We start from the raw sequence: 23816 nt of genomic DNA, 5'->3' as shown, positions 1-23816 counted from the left end.
CATTTTGGCGTCAGAGAGAAAAAGCCCCGCTTCTGGGCGGGGCTTATTTGAATATTCAATTTTTTAGCCAAAGAGGGCAGTCATCTTTATAAGGCCTAAGCCAGCAGGCAAACTTTCGGCTTATTGTTCCACATTTTTATTGAACTTTTGAAACAAAAACGCGACGGCTATCAAAACTGCGGCCATACCAAATACGCCGAAAATTCTGTATAAGGTGTCAAGCTTCCATAAATCCACCAGGGCGAGCTTTACTACGGCTACGCAGATAATCATTATCCCGCATTTGGCCAGTATTTTGCTCCTGTTAAAGAACAGGGAAAACAGATACGCGCCCGCTCCGTAAGCGGCCCAAGCAAGGGTATAAGTTACCGCTTCGGCTAGGTTGCCAGAGAAATCAAAACGCAAAGCTCCGCCGGAGGAGAAATAATCCGCTATTTCAATATTTAACAAAGCGAACAATAAAAACGCCCCGCCCGCTTTGAGTATGGCCTTAAAATTATCGTATTTTCCCTTACAGAAGAAAGCCCCCGCAAACATCGCTGCCGCGGAAATGCCAAATACCAACATATACCAGTTGAATATTTTTACCTCGCTCGCGCAGTATTGGGCAAGAGCCGGATTCAGTACCAGTCTTACAAATACTAGCGAGAATATTGCCCCCGCCAAAGGCATAATGATTTTGTTGCTTATTTTGCCGTCAAGCCAGCACAGCGCAGCGGCATATACTGCCAAAAATATCGTAAGCCATTTTTCGGTGAATTGTATCGGTAAAATAAGAGTGGTGAACACTATCGCCGCGGCTATAAATAGAGCCTTCGTTTTTTTAAGTTCTTCCTTATTTAGCAGATATAGTGCTGGGAAGAGATAACACAAAGCCAAGAACAGCGGTATAATACCCAAAATATCCTCAAAATAAACTTGACCGATATTTTGATACAACGGCAGAAAAACCGCCGCGCCGGCAGATGCCGCCGCTATCCATTGGGCGGAACAGTCTTTTATTTTTCCCTTAAATACCATTGGGAAAACGTAGTAAAGCGCAAATACTCCCAAAGCGCCTAGGCCTAGTTGCACGCCCTCACTGAATATAATGGCGTAAGCAATATAGAAAATTATCCAAGAACCTAATGCAAAAAAAGAATTTTTGTTGGTTTTGCAAACAAGGTCGAAAAGAAAGGAAAGGAGAGTAATCAATAAGGCGGAAGAGAAAATAATCGCTTTCGTTTCGCCGTTTAGGCATAGAGCCAAGGTAAATATCTGCAAAACGGCAAAGATGCCAAAGGGAGTAAAGAGTTCGCGGGCTATTTTCTCTTTCGGCAGCAGGGCCGTAGCCAAGGAAAGTAAGGCATAACAGCCAAAAATGATATGCAAATAAGGCGCGTTTACGCCGTGTATAAAATAAGAGATTTGACATAATAGCGTCAATGCCGGCGCGGACCAAGCAAGAGCTTTCCACCCTTTCTTAAAAGCAATTGCCGCGGCGGGGATATTGACTATCAGCAGATAAGAAAAGAAAAATACATATTTGTCTTGGCCGGAAGATAACAATATCGGCGTTAAAAACGCCGCGGCTACCGCGAGAAAAGCTATAAACTGTTTGTCTTTGACATAAGATACCGCGAAGGAAATTAAAGCCGTAGCCGCCATAAAAACAAAAGCCGAGGTAATATCCAAAATGTCAAAAAAGGCATAGGCCGAGTAGGCCGATACAAAGCATATGCTTATACCCGCCGCGCATAAAGAAGACGCCGCGATTTGCAGTTTTTCGTCTTTAATTGCCAAGCCTGCCGCGCACATCAAAGCGCCAAAAGCCGCCGCCAAGGATAAAATCATCGATATGGTTATCAAGCCTTTTTGCGCCATATAAGAGAAGGTAAACAAAGCGCCCAGGACTAGCAATACCCCCCCTATCCATGCAAACAGTTTGGCTATATTAAAGCCGTTTTGAGAAGTTTGTTCTTGTTCGTCCGAAGGCGCGGATAGATTTTGTTGAGGGGCTTCTTCCGATACGTGGGCCTCAAGCGGTTGTGCGGGCTGATGCGAAGGCTGTTGTTGTGCAGGTTGAATTTGAGCCTCGCACATTACGGTTTTATTTTCTGTGGGGGCGGATATATTTTCTTGGTGATTTTGTTCCGTAGCGGAGACTTGCGCAGGAGAAGTTTTTTCAGCTTCGGGTTTTTCCGCATGTTTTATTTTATCTTCCAGCATTTGTACACGCAAATCGGCGGAAGAGGCTTTTGCCAGTGCCACTATTGCCAAAATTAAAGCTATTATCGAAAATATGGTATCCATTTGTTATCCCCTCTCTCATACGTCCAAGTATGTGAATATATTTTATATTATAAAATTGGTAAAATGAATATATGAAAATAAGTTTAGAAGAGATAAAAAAGACCGCCAAATTGGCCAAGTTTAACATAACGTCCGAAGAGGCCGAACTCTATACCAAACAAATGTCGGCCGTATTGGATTGGGTCGCGCAGCTGCAAAAAGTGGAAACGAATGTTCCGCTCCGTGACGTGCGTATAGCCGGTAGCGCCCCGCTTAGGGAGGACAATCCGCATTGCGACGAGGCCTGCGCGCGAGAGATAAGGGCCGCTTTTAACGATAAAGACGGCGACAATTTGAAAGTTAAAAAGGTTTTATAATTATGAATGCCAGCCAAACGGCCGCCAAAGTACGCCTCGGCCAACTTAAGGCGGAAGATTTAACAAAAGATTGTATTAACAGAATAAAGGAAGGCAATGCCAAAATAAACGCTTTCCTGGAGATTTTCGAGCAGTCCGCTCTTGCGCAAGCCCGCGCCATAGACGCTAAGGACCCTTCACAAAGGGGAAAACTGGCGGGCGTGTGCGTTGCCATAAAGGACAATATCCTTTACAAAGGCCATACGGCCTCCTGCGCATCCAAAATGCTGGAAAATTACAAGGCGCCATATAACGCTTTTGTGGTGGAAAGGCTCCTTGCCGAAGACGCTATAATAATCGGCCGCACGAATATGGACGAATTTGCTATGGGGTCTTCCAACGAAAATTCAGCTTTCGGCCCCGTTAAAAATCCTTTGGATTTGGAAAGAGTGCCCGGCGGCAGCAGCGGCGGAAGTGCCGCGGCGGTGGCTGCGGGTATGATAACTATGGCGCTTGGCAGCGATACGGGCGGATCTATCCGCCAGCCGGCGGCTTTTTGCGGTATTTACGGCATGAAGCCCACTTACGGTTCCGTTTCCAGATACGGGCTTGTTGCTTTTGCTTCCAGCGCCGACCAAATCGGCCCCTTAACCGCCGATTTGCAGGATAATGCCCTGTTGCTTGAGGTTCTTTCCGGCCATGACCCTAAAGATTCCACAAGCGCGCAAAAAAACTCTTTTAAAATGGCGGAATTGGAAACCAAAGGTCTTACAGTGGGCATACCTTCAGATTTCCTTGAAAATCTTAATCCGGAAATACGCTCTTGCCTTGATAAGGCAAAGGAAGTTTTATCGGACAAAGGCATAAATTTCAAGGAGATTTCCCTGCCTTACGCCAAATATGCCTCGCCCTGCTATTATATCTTGACCAGCAGTGAGGCCAGCAGCAATTTGGCGCGTTTTGACGGGCTGAGATATGGCTATAAAGACGAAAGCGCCGGTGATTTGGAAGACTCTTATCTTAAAGACCGTGCCAAATTCGGCCCGGAAGTCAAACGCCGAATAATGCTCGGGACTTTCTCTTTGGGCAGCGCTCATGCGGAAGATTATTATCTTAAAGCGCAGAAGGTGCGGGCGCTTATCGCCAATGATTTTGCCGAGGCCTTTAAGCAGGTTGACGCGATACTTATGCCAACTACGCCCAATACGGCTTTTAAATTGGGCGAAAAAACGGAAGATTTGATTTCTTTGTATCTTTCGGATTTGTATACGGCGCCTGCCAATATAGCGGGCTTGCCCGCCTTAAGTTTCCCTTACGGCAAAGACGCAAAAGGCCTGCCCGTAGGCCTGCAGCTTTACGGCAATTATTTTGAAGAGGCCAAACTTTACGCTTTGGCCGCGCTCTTGGAGAAATAATTATGGTGGTACCGGAGTTTTCCTGCGGGGGGGTAATGCTTGAGGGCAGCAAGGTTTTGCTTGTTCAGGTAAAGAGCATGAAAGGCCGCAAAATATGGACATTTCCCAAAGGCCATATAGAGCCGGGGGAAACTCCGCGTCAAGCCGCTTTGCGCGAGGTGTTGGAAGAAACGGGTTATAAAGCCAGTATTTTAAAGCCGATGTTAAAAGTGCGTTACGCTTTTACTCTTAAGGGAAAATACGTTAAAAAAGTCGTTCAGTGGTATTTGATGAAAAAGCTTGGCCGCATCGGCAAGCATGACCCTTCGGAAATACTCGCCATTAATTGGGTATCGATAAGCAAAGCCAAAGAGATGGTTGAATACCCAAGCGATTTGCGGCTTTTGGATATTATAGAACGGGAATACGCCCTTGCTTTGCAAAGCCAAAAGCATTTGGGTGCCGTGGCGCAGGCCGCGGGTAATGACTGCGAAGATGAGGAAGTTTAAAATCCCGTATCTGCACGTTTAAACATTTTGCAAAGCCCCGCAATGCGGGGCTTTTTATTGCCGTTTTTTTGTTCATAGGGGAGCTTTGCCAGGCATATTTGCCTTCATTTCACATTGCAAGATTACCGTTTTTTGAAGGGCCCGATTTTTGGCGTTTGCGGTTTTTTGCGCGCCGCGTATTGGGATAAGTCTAGAGTATATAACCCAAGAACCTAAAATAAAAAAAGCCCGCTTCTAAGCGGGCTTTTTAAAGTTTGTTTGGTATTTATTTTACGCCGTGCATCCAATATTTTACCTTCTTTGTCATAATCCACATGATTATACCGAAGAGTATTGAAAGTACCGCAGGTATGGAGAACAGCGTGGTAAGGCTCCAGGACTCGTAAAAGCTCGCAAGCCAACCGGCAAGCAAGTTGCCGAAGAAGCTGGCCATAAGCCAAATGCCCATAAACAGGGACATAAATTTCAGCGGTGCGAGTTTCGTTACCATGGAAAGTCCTACCGGCGAGAGACACAACTCACCCATCGTGCAGAACAGATAGGTAAATACCAGCCACAACGCGCTTACCGGGCCCTGCGCAATAAACATACTTCCGACCGCCACTACGGTAAAGCCCAAGCCCTGCAGGAACAAACCCCAGCCGAACTTGCTCGGTATCGAGGGGTCTTTATCGCCCATTTTAATCCACAGTTTGGCGAACATAGGCGCCAAAAGTACCACGAATATCGGGTTAATGGCCTGGAAGTAAGAGGCTTTCAGCGGAACTTCGCCTATGAAAGGAAGCACAGGGTTAAGATTTGTGGATTCCTTTGCAAAGAAGTTAAGCGAGGTCCCGGCCTGCTCAAAGAAAGCGAAGAAGAAAACCGCAAAGAATACAAAGGTGAAAATCGCTTTGATTTTATCCCATTCTTCCTGGGTAAGAGGCTTTTCGGCCGCGGCGTTTTGCTCCGCGGACTCGTCTTTGTTCTTGCCAACGGGGTAAAGTCCGATATGGCCGAGATATTTATTCTGGGAAACCAGGTACCAAATCAAACCGATTATCATACCTACGCCCGCCGCCATAAAGCCGTATTTCCATTTATAAGCTTCAAGCGCGTTCATCGGGTCGTGGGGTTCGCCCAAGAATCCGCAGATGAACGGAGCGAAGAAAGCGCCCAAGTTAATACCCATATAGAAAATGGTAAAACCGCTGTCTCTTCTGGGGTCGCCGGGCTCGTAAAGTTCGCCGACTATAGTGGAAATATTCGGTTTGAAAAAACCGTTTCCCAAAATAATAAGCACTAAGCCCGTGGCAAGCGCTAAATGCGGATTGATAATTTCATAAGAAGCCAAAGTGAATTGGCCCAAAGCCATTAAAATAGCGCCGATGGTAATGGAATGCCTTTTACCTATGTATCTGTCCGCCAGATAACCGCCGAGTACCGGCGTAAGGTATACCATAGCCGTAAACATCCCGTATATTTTGCTGGACGTTTCCTTGGTGTATCCTATTACGGTGCTGATCATGAACAAAGAAAGCAAGGCCCTCATACCGTAGTAGTTGAATCTTTCCCACATTTCGACCATGAAAAGCATATATAAAGCTTTAGGTTGGCCGTGTTTGGTAAGATTATGCTTAACTTCGCTGTCTGTCATTAACATTCTCCTTAATACTTTAGATAAAGTTTTCCGCGGGAGGAGTAATCCCGTTTTAAATCAACTTAAATTATACAAAAAAACGGGCCTTATATTCTTGGCTTTACAACATTTTGGTAATAATGTTTAATAGTCTTAAGCCTATCACAGGAGAAATAAATGCAGGATAAACATCGTTTTATCGTAAGCAGTCCTACAGACGGCAAGATAGAAAATCTTTCCTCCGTGCCCGACGAGGCTTTTTCCCAAGGTTTTTTGGGGCCGGGCGCAGCTTTAAATTCAAGTTCCAATATAGTCAGGGCACCGTTTGACGGCAAAGTAAAAACTTTGCATAAGGCGCTTCACGCGGTAGTGCTGGAAAGCGACGGCGTGGAAATACTTATACATATAGGGGTGGAAACGGTCTCTTTGAACGGCAAGGGCTTTAAGGCTTTATGCTCGCAGGGCGACGAGGTTAAAAAGGGTGACGCTTTAATAGAGTTCGATAAAGAGTATATCGATAAACACGCGCCCAGCTCGTTGGTGATAGTGCTTGTGGCTTCGCCGCAGGACGTACAGATAAAATTAAGCGAGGAGTGCCGCGTAAAAGCGGGTGATACATTGTTTTCCGTTAATGTCGGCGCAGAGGGGGCGGATTGCGGGCTGGAGCCTTGCTCCCAAAGCGGCGCAAGCGAAGACGACTATATAGTTAGGGAACTTGCCATTACCGCCAAGAACGGGCTTCACGCCAGGCCCGCCGCGGCAATAGCGAAAGCGGCCAATGTCTTTACGGATACACATATTTTTATAAGGAAAGGCGATAAACGGGCCAATGCCAAGAGCATGGTGGAGATTTTGGGGCTTGGCATAAATTTTGGCGATAAGATAGAATTTTTAGCCAAAGGCGGTAAAGCGCAGCTTGCCTTAGAAGCCGTAATGCCGGCTTGCGGCGAAGGTCTGGAAGGCGAAGCGGCCGCACGGAGTTTAAACATAAACGGCGGAACTTTGCCCGACTTTAAAGACGAAGTTAAACTAAATGCGCAGGGTTTATATCCCGGCCTTGTGATAGGTACGGCGCGCCATCTTAAGAGGACTGAGCTTGAAATCCCTCATACCGCGGAGGATCCAAAGTCCGAAAACGAGAAACTTCTTAAAGCCATTGATACCGTAAAAGCTAAAATACGGGAGGAGATTTCCGCTTGTACAGAAAATTCAAACAGGAAAGAAATTCTTCAGGCTCACCTTATGATGATTGAGGACCCTTTCCTTTCTACCGTATCGGAAAATTATATTACGGAAGGCGCGGGCGCGGCTTATGCCTGGCAAAAGGCTATCGGCAAGAGCGTATCGATATTGGAAAGTTCTCAGAACGATTTGCTAAAAGAGCGTAAAGCCGATTATAAAGACATAGAAAAGAGAGTCGTTTTTGAGGTATTGGGGCTTAAGGAAGAATCTTTTTCTTTCCCGCCCGATACCATATTGGTAACCGACGAATTACTTTCCGGCGAGCTGCCGAAATTAAACGAGAACATCAAAGGCCTGATAATGGCCGGCGGCTCTCAGACTTCGCATATAGCGATTATGCTTAAAAACATCAGCTTGCCTTCGGTTATAGCGGCGGGCCCAGCGGCTATGGCGATACCTGAAGGCTGTACGATTATTTTGGATTCCCTTAAAGGTTCGGTTACGGTAAACCCGGTGAACATTGAGGCCGTAAAGCAAAAACAACGGGAGGAGGCCGCCTTTAAAGCCAAAGCGGCGGCGTGTGCGGCACAGCCGGCAATAAGCAAAGACGGCGTTTTGGTTAAGGTTAAGGGGAATATCGGCAATGTGGAGGAAGCGATAAAAGCGGGCGCGGCCGGATCCGACGGGCTGGGCTTGGTCAGAAGCGAGTTTTTGTTTTCCTCTTGGCGTACGGCTCCCACGGAAGAGGAACAGTATCAAATTTATCAGACGGTAGCCGACAGCCAAAAGGGCAAAGATGTAATTATCCGTACCTTTGACATTGGCGGCGATAAGCCTTTGCCTTTCCTCTCTTTGCCTAAAGAGCCAAACCCGATAGTAGGTTTGAGAGGGATAAGAAATTATGATTTGGCGCCGGAACTTTTCAGGAGCCAAGTACGCGCGATACTGAGGGTGAAACCTTACGGCTCGGCCAAGATAATGTTGCCGATGGTAACTTTTGTAGACGAAGTGGAAAAGTATAAGGCGATAATAAGGGAAGAGCAGGCGGCTTTAGGAATAAAAGAAGCAAGCATAGGAATAATGGTAGAAGTGCCTTCGGCGGCGGTAATGGCCAATATATTTGCGGGCTATGTGGATTTTATGTCTTTGGGTACGAACGATTTGACTCAATACGTACTTGCCATAGACAGGGGCAATACCGCTTTAAGCGCGAAGGCCGATCCTTTAAACCCCGCCGTTTTAAAAATGATATACATTACGGCGGAAGCGGGCAAAGCGGCGGGCATACCGGTGGGGGTATGCGGCGCGGTGGCCAGCGACGTGCAGGCCGTAGGGGTATTGCTGGGGCTTGGCGTAAGGGAATTAAGCGTACCCGGCGGTTTGATAGCGGAGATAAAATATCTTATCAGGGATTTGGATATAAATGTTTGCAGGGACATCGCTTTAAGAGCTTTGAATATGCAAAGCGCGCAGCAGGTGCGAGCTATGCTGAAGGAAAAGTTTAACTTCTAAGGAGAGTTTATGTTTAAGCGGGTATGTATGGATATAGGGTCGTTCTTTGTTAAACTCGGCAAGTCCTTAATGCTGCCGATAGCGGTTTTGCCGATAGCCGGCCTTTTGTTAAGGCTTGGTCAGCCGGATTTGCTTGATATAGCTTTTATGTCGGCGGCGGGCCAGGCGGTATTTAACAATTTGTCGGTTATATTCGCTTTGGGCGTGGCGGTAGGTTTCGCCAAAGAGTCGCACGGCGCGGCGGCGATTTCGGCCTTTGTAGGTTATATAGTTCTTACCGCTACCTTAAAAGAATTTGACGAAAATATCGATATGGGCGTGTTCGGCGGTATCATAATCGGCGTATTGGCCGGCGGGCTGTACAATAAGTATAAAGACATAAAACTGCCTTCTTATTTGGCGTTTTTCGGCGGGCGGCGTTTCGTGCCGATAGTTACCGGCTTTTCCGCTTTGCTTTTGGCGGTAGTATTCAGCTTTATATGGCCGCCGATACAAAGCGTGATAAAAGGCTTTGGCAACTGGATAATAGGTTCTGATAATATCGGCCTATTCGCTTACGGCACCGCAAACAGAATGCTTATCCCGCTGGGTTTGCATCACATTCTTAATACATTGGTATGGTTCCAATTCGGCGACTATCAGATAATAGAGGGCGGATTGCAGGTAATCAAACACGGCGATTTGACGAGGTTTTTCGCAGGCGATCCGACGGCGGGCGCTTTTATGGCGGGGTTCTTCCCTATAATGATGTTCGGTCTGCCCGCGGCCGCCGCGGCTATGATAGCGGAATCTTATAAAGCCAACAGGAAGGCGGCAAGCGGTATTTTGCTTTCTTTGGCTTTGACTTCTTTCCTGACGGGCATAACCGAGCCGATAGAATTCGCTTTTATGTTCCTGGCTTTCCCGCTTTACGTTCTTCACGCCCTGCTTACTGGCTTGAGCATGGTAATAATGAACGTGCTTGACGTTAAGTTGGGTTTTACTTTCTCCGCGGGCTTAATAGACTATCTTTTAAATTATGGCATAAGCACCAATCCGCTTATACTAATCCCCGTAGGCTTGGCTTACAGCGTGGTGTACTTCTTCCTGTTCCGTTTCGTTATAAGGAGATGGAATTTGGCCACGCCCGGCAGAGAAGAAAAAAAGGAAAACGAAACAGCTAAAGTGCAAAGCGCGCCTGCCGCCGCTAAAGAAGAAACAAATCCCGCCAAAGAAGAAGTGCAAGCCGAGCCTGCCCAAAACGAGGGAACTGAAAGGGCAAGACTCTATTTGCAAGGGCTTGGCGGCGCGGCAAATATAAAAGTTTTGGGCGCCTGCGCTACTAGGCTTAGGGTGGACATAAACGACAATTCGCTCGTAAAAGAAGATATTCTTAAACAGGCGGGTGCGCGCGGAGTGCTAAATAAGATGAGCGGACACGTGCAGGTTATAATAGGGCCGGAGGCGGATATTATATCCGACGAGATAAAGGCTTTAATCAAATAAGGGTTTTAAGGTGAGGGTATGAGGATTATAGAAAGCGAAAACGATATAGGCTTTATTACCGCCGCTTACGTAAAAAAACGCATTAACGAAGCTGGCGGGCGGATAGTTCTTGGTTTGCCTACGGGCGGAACTATGGAAAGCTTTTACAGACACCTGGTGGAATTTTGCGCCAAGGGCGAGTTGAGTTTTAAAGAAGTCGCTACTTTTAATCTGGACGAATATATAGGTTTGCGGCGCGGCGATAAGGAAAGCTACCGCAGCTATATGAACAGCCGCCTGTTCGATATGGTTGATATAGAGCCAGCCAATATACACTTCCCCGATGTTTACGCCGAGGACTTGGAAAAAGCGGGCCTGGAATACGATAAAAAGATAGAGAGCTACGGCGGCATAGACATTTTTTTGGGCGGCGTCGGGCGCAACGGGCATATAGCCTTTAACGAAGCGGGCACTCCTTTTGACGCACCGACTCATAAAGTGGAACTTAGCGAAAGCACCCGCAAAGCCAATTCCCGCTTTTTCAACAATGATATTAATGCCGTGCCCAAATACGCTTTTACGATGGGTATGGGCACGATATTGAAGTCTAGGGAAATAATAATATTAGCTAGTGGCGAAAAGAAGTCCGAAGCCCTTTACCGCGCTGTTGAAGGCCCCGTTTCCCCGCAATGGCCGATAAGTGCTTTAAGGCTGCATAATAACAGCTATATCGTGGCCGATCCCAAGGCTTTAAGCCAAGTAAGCACGGCCGGCAAGAAACGCTTTGCGGTATGCTCTTTTGGCGGGGAGTGCCAAGGCGGCTGTAAATAATTATGGATAAAATATATTCCAACGCTTTAATTTGCCAGGGCGGGAAGATTATTGAGGGTTCTTTGGCTGTGAAAGGCGGTTTCGTCGCCGATATAATACCCGCGGGCGGCGCTTTGCCCGAAGGGGAAATAAAAGACGTTAAAGGCAATTATATAATGCCCGTCTTTATAGACACGCATATACACGGCTTTGGCGGATACGGTACCGACTGTTTGGACGGGCGTGAACTTTTAAAAATGTCGGAGCTTTTGGCCAAAAACGGCGTGGGGGGATTTGCTCCTACGATATATCCCAATGAGCCCAAAGCCATGATAAAGAATATAGAGGCGATGGCGGAATATATAGGGCTGGAAAAGGGCGCTAAGATTATGGGGCTTCATATAGAGGGGCCTTTTATTTCACCCAAGAAGCTCGGCGTAATGAAGCCCGAGGCTGCTGCCAAACCTAATTTGGATTTGATGAAAGCCGTTTACGAAGCGGCGCGCGGCAAAATCTGCGCGATGACTTTGGCGCCAGAGCTTGACGGTATAGAAAAAATAATAGATTTCTGCCTTGAACGCGACATTATCCCGCAGGTCGGCCATACCGACGCGAGTTATAAGGAAGTTTTAGCCTCTGGCAAATTAAGCCACGCCACGCATCTGTTTAACGCTATGCGCGGGATAGGGCGCCGGGATCCCGGCGCGGCGGGCGCGGCGCTGCTTGAGGGAAACTTCAGCTTTGAGATTATAGCCGACGGCGTACACGTTTGCCCGGAAATAGTCAAAATGGCGCTTAGCCTAAAAGACAAGAGCAAAGTAATATTGGTTACCGACGCTTTAAGGCCTGCAGGTACGCAAGGCGGGCTGGCCAATAATGAGGAAGTTTCACTTGAAGGCGGAGTTTTCCGCCGCGTAAGCGACGGCGTGGTGGCCGGATCTGCATTGACTATGCTCAAGGGCGCGGCTAATTTAAGCAAATGGGGCATGGGCTTTGGCGGCGCGGCGATGGCCGCCGCGGAAAATCCGGCCCGTCTGCACAAACTGGATTTCGGCATATTGCAAAGCGGCAAGCGCGCATATTTTAATATAATAGATAGAGATTTCAACCTTTTGGAAACAGTAATGTAGTATGACGGAACTTTCTATTTGCATACCCACTTGCAACCGTGCGGAATATCTGCCGGTGATGTTGGATAGTATCTTTAAACAAGCCGTATTCGACGGGGTGGAAGTAATCGTAAGCGACAATAACTCCTACGACGATACCGCGCGCGTGGTAAAAGAATATCAGGCTTTGTATAAGAATTTGTTTTATTACAAGAACGACATTAACGTCGGATTTGACAGAAATGTCTTAAACTGCATAAGCCGCGCCAAAGGCAAATACTGCTGGATACTCGGCGACGACGACGCCCTATTGCCGGGCTCTATCGGGTTTGTTAAACATCATATAAAAAGCGGATACGATTTTTATACCTGTGGCCTTAATCTCTACGACAAAAAAATGAGGTTTTTGGATTATTGGGCTTTGACGCGCGGAGTAAAGGACGGTAAAATCGTACATATGGCCAGCGACGCTGAACTTGTACGCTATCTTAAGGCGGTGGTTAGCAATGGCGGGCTGTTCGGGTATATAGGCAGCTGCATTTTTAGCAGGTCTTTGGCTTTGAAGGTTAAGGGCAGTCAGAGAGTGAGCGGGCTTAATTGGATACACGTATATCTTATATGGTCTTTTAAGAATTTCAACGCCAAATTCAAAGTGCTTAAAAGGCCGCTGGTGAATTTAAGAACGCAAAACGATACTCTAATCAGGGAGCGCTCCCTGATTTACAGGCTTACGGCCGAACTTAAGGGACTGTATATCATAGCGGAAGAGCTGTTTAGAAATCAGCCTAAAGTAAAGAACGCTTTTTTGGGCGCGGTTAAGCGGTATATGGCGCCTTCTTCGATACCGCCTTTATTCGCGCTTAACAAGAACGAACGGAAAGACTGGCCCGAATTTTGCGGCTGGCTGTGTAAGTATCCCTACTCCAAGAGTTTTAAGAAACGTCTTAATTCGCGCTGGCGCATAAACCCGATGTATTTCGTCAGGCTGGTGGTAAATATGCCCGCGTTATCTTTTGTAAAAAGGCCGCTTAAAAAACTAAAGAACGCCGTTTTCGACGTTTAGATTTAAGGCCTGCGGAAAAGTTGTCGATTTGGCTAAAAAATAAAAACCCCGTCCGATAAGGACGGGGCTTTTTGTTGTCGCAAAAAACTCAATAGTATGGCGTCAGCAGCTTAAATACATTTCTGATAAGAAGCGGGCCGAAGGGGTATTTTTTCTCGCGCGCCAAAACGGATTTGCTTTTCTTTGATTTAATTATTTCGTTTAATTTCTCTGCGAGTTGTTTATCTATTATTTCCATATTGGCCTCGAAGTTCAGCTTAAAACTTCTCACGTCCCAATTGGAAGAACCTATAAAAGCCCAGGCATTGTCCGCGGTCATAATTTTACTGTGGTCAAAAGGCGGCTCTTGCTGATATATTTTGACGCCTTTTTTGATCAGACGGTTAAAATTAGCCTGCATAGCCCAATCCATACCGAAGATATTGCTCTTTTGCGGGAGTATTATTTCCGTATCTATGCCGCGCATGGCGGCGAGTTCCAGGGCGGTAAGGATATTTTCTTCCGGCAGGAAATAGGGCGTAACTATTTTGATATTCTTTGTCGCGCAGTTAATCGCGCCCAGCACCATAAGTTCCACTTTGCCGTAATCGCCGTCGGGCCCGTCGGGTATGGCGCGGCAGAGGCATTTGCCTGGCAGATAATGTTCGTCTTTTAACAGAACGGGTTTAAAAGGTTTTTTGCGCGAAAAAATCCAATCTTCCATAAATATTCTCACTATTTGCGATATTACGGGGCCCTCTATCTTGAAGGTTGTATCTTGAACGGGTTCTTTGGGGTTTGTTTTGAGCAAATTCTCTTTGGCGATGTTCATTCCGCCGAAGAATGCGGTATGCCCGTCTATCACCATTATTTTTCTGTGGCTTCTTAAATTGACGAAAGGCAAAGCGGCGGGCTTTCTTGAAGGCAGGAACACCGCAAATTCCGCCCCTTTTACTTTCTTTATTTCTTCCGTTATATTGGGGCGGCTGTAATTTAGGCCGACGCCGTCTATTATTATTTTGACGGCCGCGCCGTTTTGCGCGGCTTTTTGGGCGGCTTTCAAAATTGCCTGGCCCGCTTGGTCATTGTTAAATATGTAGCTTTCTATCAGGACCTCTTTTTCCGCTTTTTCTATGGCGGCGCACATTTGCGGATAGGCTTCGTCTCCGTTGATTAAGGGCGTTACCTTGTTGCCCAAAGCTAAAAACTGCGGGTGAATGCTGTGCCCTAGCCTTAACATTTGCAGCATGGCGGGCGGTATTTCTTTTTGTATCTCTTCAATATTTTTACCTGTTATTTTAAGAATGTCCTGGCGCGGATTTTTTAGTTTTATGGCTTTTCGTTTTATTCTGTTTATCCCGAACATAATATAAATTATGCTGCCCAACAGCGGCGTAAGCCAAACAAGGCCTATCCAGCCTATGGAACTTTTTACGTCGTCTTTAAAAAGCAGAATGTGTATGGTTACGCATAGTTGAAGCAGCAGATATAAAATACCCGCCGCGCTTAAAGAAAATATATCCATATTGATACCCCCGTATCTGTCGTTGAGTAAAGTATAGCTTAAAGAGAGCAAAAAAACATCGTTTTTTGCAAAGATGGAACGGTTGGCAAAACGGAACGCTAGCGCGCTCTTGTCAATACGACGTAAATTTACAATAATATATTATATGGTTCTATTGATAATCGTTATAATGTTGGCCTTAAACGCGTTGTTTGCCGCTTATGAAATGGCGCTGGCTTCAGTCTCAAAGACAAAACTTTCCGTACTCGCCGCCGATAAGAAAAAAGGTGCCAAATCCGCCCTTTTTATGAAGGAGCACATAGAAGGTTCCTTGGCGGTTGTTCAAATAGTCATAACGCTTGTAGGCGCCGTAGCCGCGGCTGTGGGCGGAGCGGGCGCGGACGAGAAAATGTCTCCGATTTTGCAAAATATATTGCCTATCTCTAAAAGCGTGGCCGATGCGCTTTCTGTGATATTGGTGGTTTTGCCGCTCAGTTTTATAACAATAGTGTTTGCGGAACTTACGCCTAAAACCTTTGCTATAAAAAATAACGAGTTCGTCGTCTTAACCTTTTCCCCCATAATAAGAGTACTTTATACGATATTATCACCCGTAGTGGCTATTATGGAAGCGATAGTGTGTTTCCTTACCAGAAAATCCGTTAAAAGCAACGATGATCCGAATGCCTCCAGAACGGCTGCATTGGAAGATCTTCGCGCGGCGGCTTCGGTTGCATCATCTTCAAGGTTGTTTGGCAAGACGGAAGAGAAAATAGTCCTTTCCAGTGCGATGTTTTGCAGCCGCAAAATAGGGGAAATACAAATCCCGCTTGACCACGTGTATATGCTTTTTGCCGAGGACAGCATCGGCGAAACTTTCATAAAAGCGCATTTGGATATGCATACGCGTTTCCCGGTATACGAGAAGAAAGAAGACCCGCAAAGCATAATAGGATATCTTAATTTTAAAGATATTTTTATGGCGACTAAAACCGCGCCCGAAAGCAAAGCAACCGCACGTTCAATATTGCGCCCGATAATGCGCCTTGAAGCCGATATGACGATATCGCAAGCTCTGGAAAAGATAATGAAAGGCCGCCAGCATATATGTCTGGTCTGCGCGGGCGGGAAAATTACGGGTATAGTAACCTTGGAAGATATTTTTGAGGAACTCGTAGGCGAGATAGAAGACGAATACGATTTCTTCCCGATGTATATCAGGACATTCGGCAACGGGCTTGTGGTAAGTTCAACCTCAAAGATGGCTGACGTTTTTAAGGCTTTGGCCTTAAGCGCGCCTCAGGATTTGCAGGCTGATATGACGATGGAAAAATGGGCAGAACTTAGAAACGGCGCCCCGATAGTCGGCAACGGCAAGATAAAAGGCGACGGCTTATATGTGGAGCCGCGCAAATTCAGGCGCAAAAAGGTAATGGAGTTTTTGGTTACCAAGGCCTAAGGCCGTGCGGAATAATTTGTTTAAAACATATAAAGCCCCGCTTTCCGATTAACGAAAGCGGGGTTTTAATTTATAGATCCTAATTTAGGAATAGCGTTATTTGTGTGCCGCGGCAGCCCTCTTTTGCAGTATTTCTCTTCTGTGTTTGCGGAAAACATCTATGCGGGAATTGTGTATCATAAGTATTATATCCGTAAGTACCATAAGGAAGTTAAGAACATAAAGCCAAAAGACCAAATCAAAACTATAAAGCACTTTATGTATCATACCGCAGATATAAGCCAGTTCTATGGTAATCATAAAGAGAAAACTCTTCCCTGCGGCCGTTTTCGTTTTTACGGAACGATAAATGTTAAAGGGCCAAGCGATACCGAAACCAAGCATCATTAAAGCTTCAAAAATACTCATATAAGAACTCCTTGTCTATATTTTACATCTTTATTTCGTGCTTGTTAAATGCTGAACAGAGGGTTTTATGGCCGGATTTTGAGAGAAATTTTTACAGGGCGGGGGGTGCCTCTCCGCGGAAATATAAAACAAAAACCCCGTCTTTTGACGGGGTCTTAAATGGTGCCCAGTACAGGGATTGAACCTGTGACCTTTCCCATGTCAAAGGCGCCTTGGCAATTAGAGAAGATCTTTCTCGACGAAGAAATGCCTTAGGGGTTGCCTTTTTGGGGCACTGCCAACATATTGCCAATAGGGGTTATTTGAGTGGTTCTTACGCAACAAGGGAAAGGTTTTTTTCAGAGACCTAAAGTGTCAAAATCCACTATCAGTATAGCAAAACTTAAGGAAGATTTTACACTTTATACTGCTACTTTGCTTTTAGTTGATAATGCGTGGTTCTGCCCGCGCCTATCTGCTCTAAAATACCGCGTTGTTGCAGGTCGGATATGTCGCGGGAGGCCGTATCATGGGAGCATTTGCAAATTTTAGCCCACTTGGTGCTGGTTAAATTGCCCTTAAACCCATCAAACAGCATATTAAGCATTTTGCTTTGGCGGTCATTAAATGCTTCCCCTTGGTGTTGCTTCCAAAAGGTTGCTTTCGCCAAAACATTTTTCAAAAGTTCATCAGAATCTTTAATAGCCTGCTCCAGGGTTTGCAAAAACCACTCTATCCATTCCGTGATGTCCAAATCGCCCTGTTGGGTAATTTCTAATTGTTTGTAATATTCTTTACGATTTTTGGCTATTTGGGATGACATGGAATAGAACCGGTTGGCAGAGGCTTCACTCCGGGCTAATAATAATTCACTTAAGGCACGGGCAATACGGCCGTTTCCGTCATCAAACGGGTGTAAAATAACAAACCACAAATGCGTGATAGCGGCTTTAAGGACGTTATCCATTTCATCCGTATTGATAAAGTGAAATAATTTTTCCATTTCGGTATTTAAAAGAGGCGCATCCGGGGCTTGATAGTGAACCTTTTCTTGCCCCATAGGGCCGGATACCACTTGCATAGGCCCTAAGGCGTCATCCCGGTAATTCCCCGTCTGAATGGTATAAAAACCGCTCTTGCCATCTGGGAACATATGTTTGTGCCACGCGCATAAACGTGCTTTATTAACGGGAGCGTTATAGTGTTGGATGGCATCTAACATCATTTCTACCGTGCCATCTACATTGCGATCCACGGGAATGTCTTCATTAGGCAACCCTAACCGCCGGGCAATAGAGGAGCGCACCTGTGCGATGTCTAATAGTTGGCCTTCAATTTGATTGGATTTTAAAATTTCTTCTGTAAGGGTTTGAAGCAAGGCGCTGTCTTGCATGGCAAATCCAATATTTTGCATTTTACCCAGCAACAGCCCTTGGGCCAGTTTGATCTGTGCAAGCTGGGCTAAAATCTTGGGTTTATCCCATGTGAAGTGTGGCCAATTTTCGTTTTGATAAATATACATAATAGTTCCTCTATGAACCTATTATAACATAAACTACGCATAAAATACGCAAAAAATGCGTAGTTTGTGCGTAGATTACAAATTCCCTCTTACAATATCTAATGGAATCATTCCATCCATTACCATCATTTTGCTGGCAATCTCTCCTGTTTTAAAGCGCAAATAACGTTGTGTAGTGGTTATTTTATTGTGTCCCAATAAGCGTTGTAAATGTTCTAGTGAGCCACCGCGGTTTAGAAAATTAACTGCAAAAGAATGCCTCATATCGTGCGGGCGAATATGCCCTACCCCAGATTTTTCAGCGGCTTGATTCAATTGATATTTTAATTTGTCTTCCGTTACTTGTGCAAAGACCAATCCTTGTTTTTGTGGGTGTAAGCCTTGCAAAATCTGTTCAAGGTCGCCTGTTAAACCTAACGTGCGCGAATTTTTTGTTTTCGTTTTAGGGATATAGATCGTCCGATGAACAAAGTCTATATTTTCCCAGCGGAGCCCTAATAATTCCTGGCGTCTAAGACCTGTATAAAACCCAATCGTTACACAAGGGCGGGTTTCGTTGCTTAGATAGGGCAAAAGCGTTTTAATCTCTTGTTCATTTATGGGATGGGGATTAAAAGGTTCTGGGTCGCTTTGTTTTTTAACCTTACGGCAGGGATTGGGGCCACTGTATTTATCCCAATCATTTAAGCAATTGAAAAATTTGCTAATAATGCCTAAGTAGCGATTCGCATTCGAGCAGGATGTTGCCATGGCTTTTTGGTTGTAGAAACTTTGTACTTCCAAGGGAGTAATTGCCTTTAGGGTATAACTGCCAAAATGGTTTAAAATCTGCTTAAACATAGCCAGATAGGTTTGTTTTGAAGGTAATAGTTCTATATGATGTTGAATAAACAAGGGTGCTAAATCTTTGAATAACTGGCTTTCCTGCATTAATTGAGGATTATTTTTTGCTTTATAGAAAGCATTCGTCCTTTTCGCTAATTCTTCTTTTGCGGCAGATTCGCTTGTGGCGACAATCTTCCGGTGTCTCTTTCCTGTTTCGTCATTATAATCAATTCCATACAATCCTTTTTTATTACGATAAATTTTCATATCAAATATTCTCCAATATTATATTATAATACTATATAATATTATTTTATATTGTCAAGTATTATGTTTTCATATCTAATCAAATGTGCTATTATCTATATATGTCTGAACAAGATAACAAGCAAAAAACAAAAACGGTAAGTTTTACGCTTCCTGCCGAACTTTTAGCCCAGGCGCAAGAGTATGCCCAGCGGGAAGACCGTAATTTGTCTTCGGTTATTCGGTTGGCTCTTAAAAGATTTTTGGAAGCAGAACAAACCAAATAACCAAGACGATTTTAATAGATCCCAAAGGAAGGTTCTATAGAGTCTTCCACCAGTTGTTCTATCTTTTCCCGCTTAAAAAGTAATTTCCCAAACAATTTCACGATACTGCCTTTTGGAAATTCCCCACGCGCTCTTTTAGAATAAACGGTTGAAGGGGAAAGATGTAAATATGCGGCTACTTCTTTTACATCCATTAAAGTTTTTGAATCATATTCCATAATTATTTTCCTTATTCACTATTGCTTTTAACCCTGGAAGGATATGCTAATCATAAGATTAATTCCTTCCCTATATCTCTAAATTGTCTTCTTATATCTTTCTAAACCCTATTTAAAGATTACCTTGTAATCTTGCCAAGTCTACTTTGTACCCTTGGCACTATACACCTATATCTTCTTTACTTATGTCTATTATTTATCTATATCTATTAACCTTACTTATTCTTACATAATATACACACCTCTTTATCCACCCTGCCCTCTGTGCTTACCAATTGCTCAATCTGATAAATTTGCAACTTTTGGGGGCGCGTATGCCCGTTAAGCCATTTGTTGATTGATACATAAGAAACCCCCAATAATTTGGCCAGTTCTGCCTGTGTAAGTCTGTTTTTTAGTCTATAGTCTTCCAACTGTTTAATTAAGTTATCCATTTTATTACTCCTTTGTATTCCCCTGTTAGTAATCAATTATTTCTTTGGTCCCCATATCCACCCGAATAGGCTTAAAATCATTGATCGTCCGTTTGATTTTTCTAATTGTCTGGTCCCGCTTAGTCTTAAAATATTCGGCTAATTTCTCTTGTTTATTCTTTGCGGCGCTGTACTGCATATATTGCTTTTTCCCTCCAGCGTATCTCTCTTCAATAGGATTAAACATTTCTTTAGCGGTATTGGCTCCCAACTTTTTTTCTAGATTTTCCAACCCTTTGTATAAGAGAATATCGCTAGTGGAGAATCCGCCCCGTATGGCTTCTTTTATCTGCCTTAGTTCTGCTTCTTTGGAACACCCAGCAGGGGGTAAATTGTTTAGCACCTCATTAGAGAAGCTTACCAGTAACTCCCTGGCTAATTTACTATCCCATACTTCCCGTAATGTAAATTTCCCTCTACATTGCTTAAACTTGGATAAATTTGCCTTTACGGAAGGGCTATTATAAAAAGTGACTTCATATCTAAGCACTTGCTTTCCTTGCTCTAGCAACTTGCAATAGATTTCTTTGTTTTCCTTGTTATATAGGCTCTTTCCCACTATTTCCTTGGTTGTTTTGTCATAAAAAGCGATGTCTCTGTTGTCCAGGCTTATACCCACTTTATACCCGTCTCTTCTATCTTTTCTATAGTGATGAAATTCGAGCGCATTATATCCTTTAGTTAAACCCTTCCCAAGCCGCTTGAACAAGGCGGTCATAGAAGTAGTTATAGGCAAAATAATGTTTTTCCCATACTCCAAATAATAAATCTGTGCGTTATATATTGCTTCTTTGGGCACATCTACGCCGTTTCTGGTAAATTCGCATTGAATAGCTGTCACTAACTCATCCAAGTCCGAATCCGTGGCTTCCGCCAGGTTATTGCCAAATAAACATCTTGGTGCGGCTACATCAAATACAACCTGTTGTTTTTTGCTGTGATAAGACACCACCGGTTTATTGTGGGGATTCTTAATTCGCTGGGCTTTCAAGGACTCTATCGCCCCAGGCCACATTTCTTTTACATTTTCTGGTTCAATACCACCTTTTATTCGATCTATCATATTTGTCGAATCTCCTCAGTTTAAATCCAAGATTTTTCAATCTGGGAACTCTTTCGGGTTCAACAAATGTATAAGTGTATACCTTCTTTAATCTCTCTTAATAAAAGTTATGGGCTTTCTGGGTGGCCTTATAAACTGCCATTAGAAGCTATAAATCCTGTTATAATTCTTTATCCTCCCTTACTACTTAATGTATAAGTGTATACCAAGTACAATTCCTATTTACATCAGGGCACTTCCAACCTATATATCTGGGGCATTTTAGGCAAAAATCTTCCTCCCTTCTATATAATGGGTAAGTGTATACCATGCTCAACTTTTGCTTAGAAATATAGCATCAGGTAAACATCCTAGGAGTGCTACGTGTGCTTGGCACAGAATTGCACAAGCCTTCTTATTTTCAGCATCTTATTATGAGAAATATGATTTTTATAGATGAGAGGGCCCAAAGACCTATTGGGCAGGGAGTAATGGACTTCTTTTGGGCAATCTAAGAAGAAACTCACAGCTTGTGGCATCAATATAGCGAGTGCCTGGGATTAGATACATCAAGCGCCCGAAATGTTCATAAATAACTATAAATCCTAAAAGTTGTAGCGGGCGGACCTCAAATGTCATTCTTATAGCGAAATTAAGGACGAAAGACATTTCGCAAGAAGTTATAAGAAGGACCTTTTTGACCGTTTTTAAGGGTTCGTTCTCGTCGGGAAAGCAAGATATGCCAATAAATGACATTGGTGGAGAAAAAGTTGTAAAAATATTCTAAAAGCAAACTCCGCCAAATTCAGTCTTTTATTTTTTTCTAGTAGCATAACTTCTATTGGTTAGAAATTCCTAAAATTTTTCTTGAAAAATCTTACTCAACTTTTTATTCTAAAAATCTAAATTTTGTTTTTATAATATTGCCTATTTCTCGAATATTATTCTTATTTGCGACACACGGGAAGGAACTCTCACTAGTTATAAATTATTATTACATACTATAGTGAATGAGTAGTGAAAATCGAAAAAACAATTTTTAAATTTTTCCCTTCTTATAGAAAAAGGTACTAAAATTTTAGTATCTAAGTAGAAAAACCAGGGGCTTCTCTTGAAAAACATCTTCTTTTTGATATAATTAAATATAATTGCTTTTTCAAGGAGACAGAGTAACCTGTTTTGTAAGGTATATCAGAAAGCTAAGACTTGTTTTTCAATGATGGGGTAATTTTTCTGCGTGATATATTCTCATTATACATATACTATATGAATTATACTTAACCCATTATGAAAAGCGCTGTCAACAATTCTTAGCCCATGGGACGGTTGCTATTCAAGTATCGCTCTTTTTATTATCTCAGTAACCGTGGCAAACTTTTATTTACGGAGGATTATATGACAACCTTTATTATAGCTTTGATTGCTGCGCTAGGTATTGGTGGTGGTATTGCCGTAGCGAGCAATAGCGGCGGGGGAGGAGACTCTTCTCCAGTGATCTCCGGCCCTGCTGTTCCTGGTGAAGAAGAACCAGGGGAACAAGAACCCGGTGGTGAAGAACCGGGTGGACAAGAACCCGGCGGTGAAGAACCGGGTGGACAAGAACCCGGTGGTGAAGAACCGGGCGGACAAGAACCCGGCGGCGAAGAACCGGGCGGACAAGATAAGCCTTTATCTCCAAACTATAGCCTAATTAGTGCTTTGGTAGATATAGACCAGTATAAACAGGTACGTTTTACACCGAGCGACGGGCCTGAGGAGTATGTTCGTATTAATGACGGTTCTTCCGTCCGTACAGACCGAGATATAAAAATAGGAGATGACGGCCAATCGTTTAAAGTAATTACCGGATCCCCAAGACTGCAGAATGGGCAATTTGAGCTTGGGGGTGTAGCAAGTTACAGATTATTGGAAGATAAAGTAGAGTTCTCTATGAATACCTCGAACAAACTGAGTGAAAATGAAAAGTTTGTGCGATATCAAAGATTGATGCCCAAAAGTGGTTATTTAAATGGTATATATACTACAGTAGAACATGATTATAATCTATATTTAGGAGGTAGCAAGGAAGAATTGTCGGCGGCCGATTTTGGATTTTCGTATGAAGTAATAAGACATCCTTATGGAACATTCAGCCGCTATAAGAATATAAATCTGTACGATGCAGACCGGTTATATACTGGCGAACGTATGGATGACACTCCCATAAACTTTTCTGGAAATGCTTTGATGTGGGCAGAGGACCTGAACCACGGGGGAAATCCTAACCCTGAGGTGTATGGGGGCTCATTTAAGATGAGTTTATATTTGCCTACGGCGACTGGAAACGGCAGCATTAGTATGGGTATGGATTCAAAGTATGATGCAAATTTTAACGTGCAGGTAAACGATATCAACCAACTAACTTTTAGCGATGGCGTTATTAGCGAGGCGAGTAAAGGTTATATCCTGAATGGGAAGGACGGATTAGAAGCGGTTGGTTTGATTCAAAAAGAATTGAATTCAAACGAAGCAGCCTCTTATAGCTTCGGTGCCAAAGAAGTAAAATAAAACACACAAAGGGGCCCTGCCGACTGGCAGGAGCCCTTT

Annotated in this window: 20 protein-coding genes; 11 read left to right on the top strand and 9 right to left on the bottom strand. The window is 44.1% G+C overall.

The window, feature by feature from the left end:
* Positions 1-120: 120 nt before the first annotated feature.
* Complete coding sequence (locus ACQY3M_RS05125; protein WP_428066494.1) at positions 121-2292, bottom strand: DUF2339 domain-containing protein; 2172 nt, start codon at positions 2290-2292, stop codon at positions 121-123.
* Positions 2293-2363: 71 nt separating this feature from the next.
* Between ACQY3M_RS05125 and ACQY3M_RS05120 the strand changes: the two genes are divergently transcribed.
* The 3 genes from ACQY3M_RS05120 to ACQY3M_RS05110 are packed head-to-tail and all read left to right on the top strand — an operon-like array spanning position 2364 to position 4530.
* Positions 2364-2648 carry an Asp-tRNA(Asn)/Glu-tRNA(Gln) amidotransferase subunit GatC gene (locus tag ACQY3M_RS05120; RefSeq protein WP_428066493.1) on the top strand — a complete coding sequence of 95 codons (285 nt, stop codon included), beginning with the start codon at positions 2364-2366 and terminating at the stop codon, positions 2646-2648.
* Positions 2649-2650: 2 nt separating this feature from the next.
* Positions 2651-4042, top strand: a complete 1392-nt coding sequence (gene gatA / locus ACQY3M_RS05115; protein ID WP_428066492.1) for an Asp-tRNA(Asn)/Glu-tRNA(Gln) amidotransferase subunit GatA — start codon at positions 2651-2653, stop codon at positions 4040-4042.
* 2 nt (positions 4043-4044) lie between these two features.
* On the top strand, positions 4045-4530 hold the full coding sequence (locus ACQY3M_RS05110) for an NUDIX hydrolase (RefSeq protein ID WP_428066490.1): 486 nt from the start codon (positions 4045-4047) through the stop codon (positions 4528-4530).
* A 265-nt stretch (positions 4531-4795) separates the two neighbouring features.
* Here ACQY3M_RS05110 and ACQY3M_RS05105 read toward each other — a convergent pair whose 3' ends face one another.
* Positions 4796-6166 (bottom strand): peptide MFS transporter, encoded by a 1371-nt coding sequence (locus ACQY3M_RS05105; protein ID WP_428066489.1) that lies wholly within the window; start codon positions 6164-6166, stop codon positions 4796-4798.
* 159 nt (positions 6167-6325) lie between these two features.
* On the opposite strand from ACQY3M_RS05105, the gene ptsP reads away from it, so the two are divergent.
* The 5 genes from ptsP to ACQY3M_RS05080 are packed head-to-tail and all read left to right on the top strand — an operon-like array spanning position 6326 to position 13288.
* On the top strand, positions 6326-8842 hold the full coding sequence (gene ptsP, locus ACQY3M_RS05100; RefSeq protein WP_428066488.1) for a phosphoenolpyruvate--protein phosphotransferase: 2517 nt from the start codon (positions 6326-6328) through the stop codon (positions 8840-8842).
* A gap of 9 nt (positions 8843-8851) precedes the next feature.
* Entirely contained in the window at positions 8852-10327 is a 1476-nt protein-coding gene (nagE, locus tag ACQY3M_RS05095) for an N-acetylglucosamine-specific PTS transporter subunit IIBC (RefSeq protein WP_428066487.1), read from the top strand.
* A gap of 18 nt (positions 10328-10345) precedes the next feature.
* Complete coding sequence (nagB, locus tag ACQY3M_RS05090) at positions 10346-11137, top strand: glucosamine-6-phosphate deaminase (protein WP_428066486.1); 792 nt, start codon at positions 10346-10348, stop codon at positions 11135-11137.
* 2 nt (positions 11138-11139) lie between these two features.
* Entirely contained in the window at positions 11140-12246 is a 1107-nt protein-coding gene (nagA, locus tag ACQY3M_RS05085; RefSeq protein WP_428066485.1) for an N-acetylglucosamine-6-phosphate deacetylase, read from the top strand.
* Position 12247: 1 nt separating this feature from the next.
* On the top strand, positions 12248-13288 hold the full coding sequence (locus ACQY3M_RS05080) for a glycosyltransferase family 2 protein (protein ID WP_428066483.1): 1041 nt from the start codon (positions 12248-12250) through the stop codon (positions 13286-13288).
* 88 nt (positions 13289-13376) lie between these two features.
* On the opposite strand, the gene ACQY3M_RS05075 is transcribed toward ACQY3M_RS05080, so the two are convergent.
* Positions 13377-14792 carry a phospholipase D-like domain-containing protein gene (locus ACQY3M_RS05075; RefSeq protein ID WP_428066481.1) on the bottom strand — a complete coding sequence of 472 codons (1416 nt, stop codon included), beginning with the start codon at positions 14790-14792 and terminating at the stop codon, positions 13377-13379.
* A gap of 145 nt (positions 14793-14937) precedes the next feature.
* Here ACQY3M_RS05075 and ACQY3M_RS05070 point away from each other — a divergent pair, with 145 nt between their 5' ends.
* Entirely contained in the window at positions 14938-16230 is a 1293-nt protein-coding gene (locus tag ACQY3M_RS05070; RefSeq protein ID WP_428066479.1) for a hemolysin family protein, read from the top strand.
* 96 nt (positions 16231-16326) lie between these two features.
* On the opposite strand, the gene ACQY3M_RS05065 is transcribed toward ACQY3M_RS05070, so the two are convergent.
* The 3 genes from ACQY3M_RS05065 to ACQY3M_RS05055 form a co-directional block, all read right to left on the bottom strand.
* Positions 16327-16638, bottom strand: coding sequence for a hypothetical protein (locus ACQY3M_RS05065; protein WP_428066477.1), 312 nt, complete (start codon positions 16636-16638; stop codon positions 16327-16329).
* A 409-nt stretch (positions 16639-17047) separates the two neighbouring features.
* Complete coding sequence (locus tag ACQY3M_RS05060) at positions 17048-18139, bottom strand: Fic family protein (RefSeq protein ID WP_428066476.1); 1092 nt, start codon at positions 18137-18139, stop codon at positions 17048-17050.
* A gap of 75 nt (positions 18140-18214) precedes the next feature.
* Complete coding sequence (locus ACQY3M_RS05055; protein ID WP_428066474.1) at positions 18215-19231, bottom strand: tyrosine-type recombinase/integrase; 1017 nt, start codon at positions 19229-19231, stop codon at positions 18215-18217.
* Positions 19232-19332: 101 nt separating this feature from the next.
* Between ACQY3M_RS05055 and ACQY3M_RS05050 the strand changes: the two genes are divergently transcribed.
* The gene (locus ACQY3M_RS05050; RefSeq protein WP_428066472.1) at positions 19333-19497 is read left to right on the top strand and encodes a ribbon-helix-helix protein, CopG family; all 165 of its coding nucleotides are present in this window, start codon (positions 19333-19335) and stop codon (positions 19495-19497) included.
* 11 nt (positions 19498-19508) lie between these two features.
* Here the strand turns inward: ACQY3M_RS05050 and ACQY3M_RS05045 are convergent, their stop codons facing one another.
* The 3 genes from ACQY3M_RS05045 to ACQY3M_RS05035 all read right to left on the bottom strand — a co-directional run bounded on the left by ACQY3M_RS05045 (position 19509) and on the right by ACQY3M_RS05035 (position 21251).
* Entirely contained in the window at positions 19509-19715 is a 207-nt protein-coding gene (locus ACQY3M_RS05045; RefSeq protein WP_428066470.1) for a helix-turn-helix transcriptional regulator, read from the bottom strand.
* A gap of 215 nt (positions 19716-19930) precedes the next feature.
* Entirely contained in the window at positions 19931-20149 is a 219-nt protein-coding gene (locus tag ACQY3M_RS05040; protein WP_428066469.1) for a helix-turn-helix transcriptional regulator, read from the bottom strand.
* A 25-nt stretch (positions 20150-20174) separates the two neighbouring features.
* On the bottom strand, positions 20175-21251 hold the full coding sequence (locus ACQY3M_RS05035; protein WP_428066467.1) for a hypothetical protein: 1077 nt from the start codon (positions 21249-21251) through the stop codon (positions 20175-20177).
* A 1374-nt stretch (positions 21252-22625) separates the two neighbouring features.
* Between ACQY3M_RS05035 and ACQY3M_RS05030 the strand changes: the two genes are divergently transcribed.
* Entirely contained in the window at positions 22626-23777 is a 1152-nt protein-coding gene (locus ACQY3M_RS05030) for a hypothetical protein (protein ID WP_428066465.1), read from the top strand.
* Positions 23778-23816: the final 39 nt, after the last annotated feature.

The organism is Candidatus Proelusimicrobium volucris, from assembly GCF_959605025.1.
Taxonomy (GTDB): Bacteria; Elusimicrobiota; Elusimicrobia; order Elusimicrobiales; family Elusimicrobiaceae; genus Proelusimicrobium; species Proelusimicrobium volucris.
Note: the sequence above shows the minus strand (reverse complement) of the source record. Positions and strands in the feature narration are given on the sequence as shown.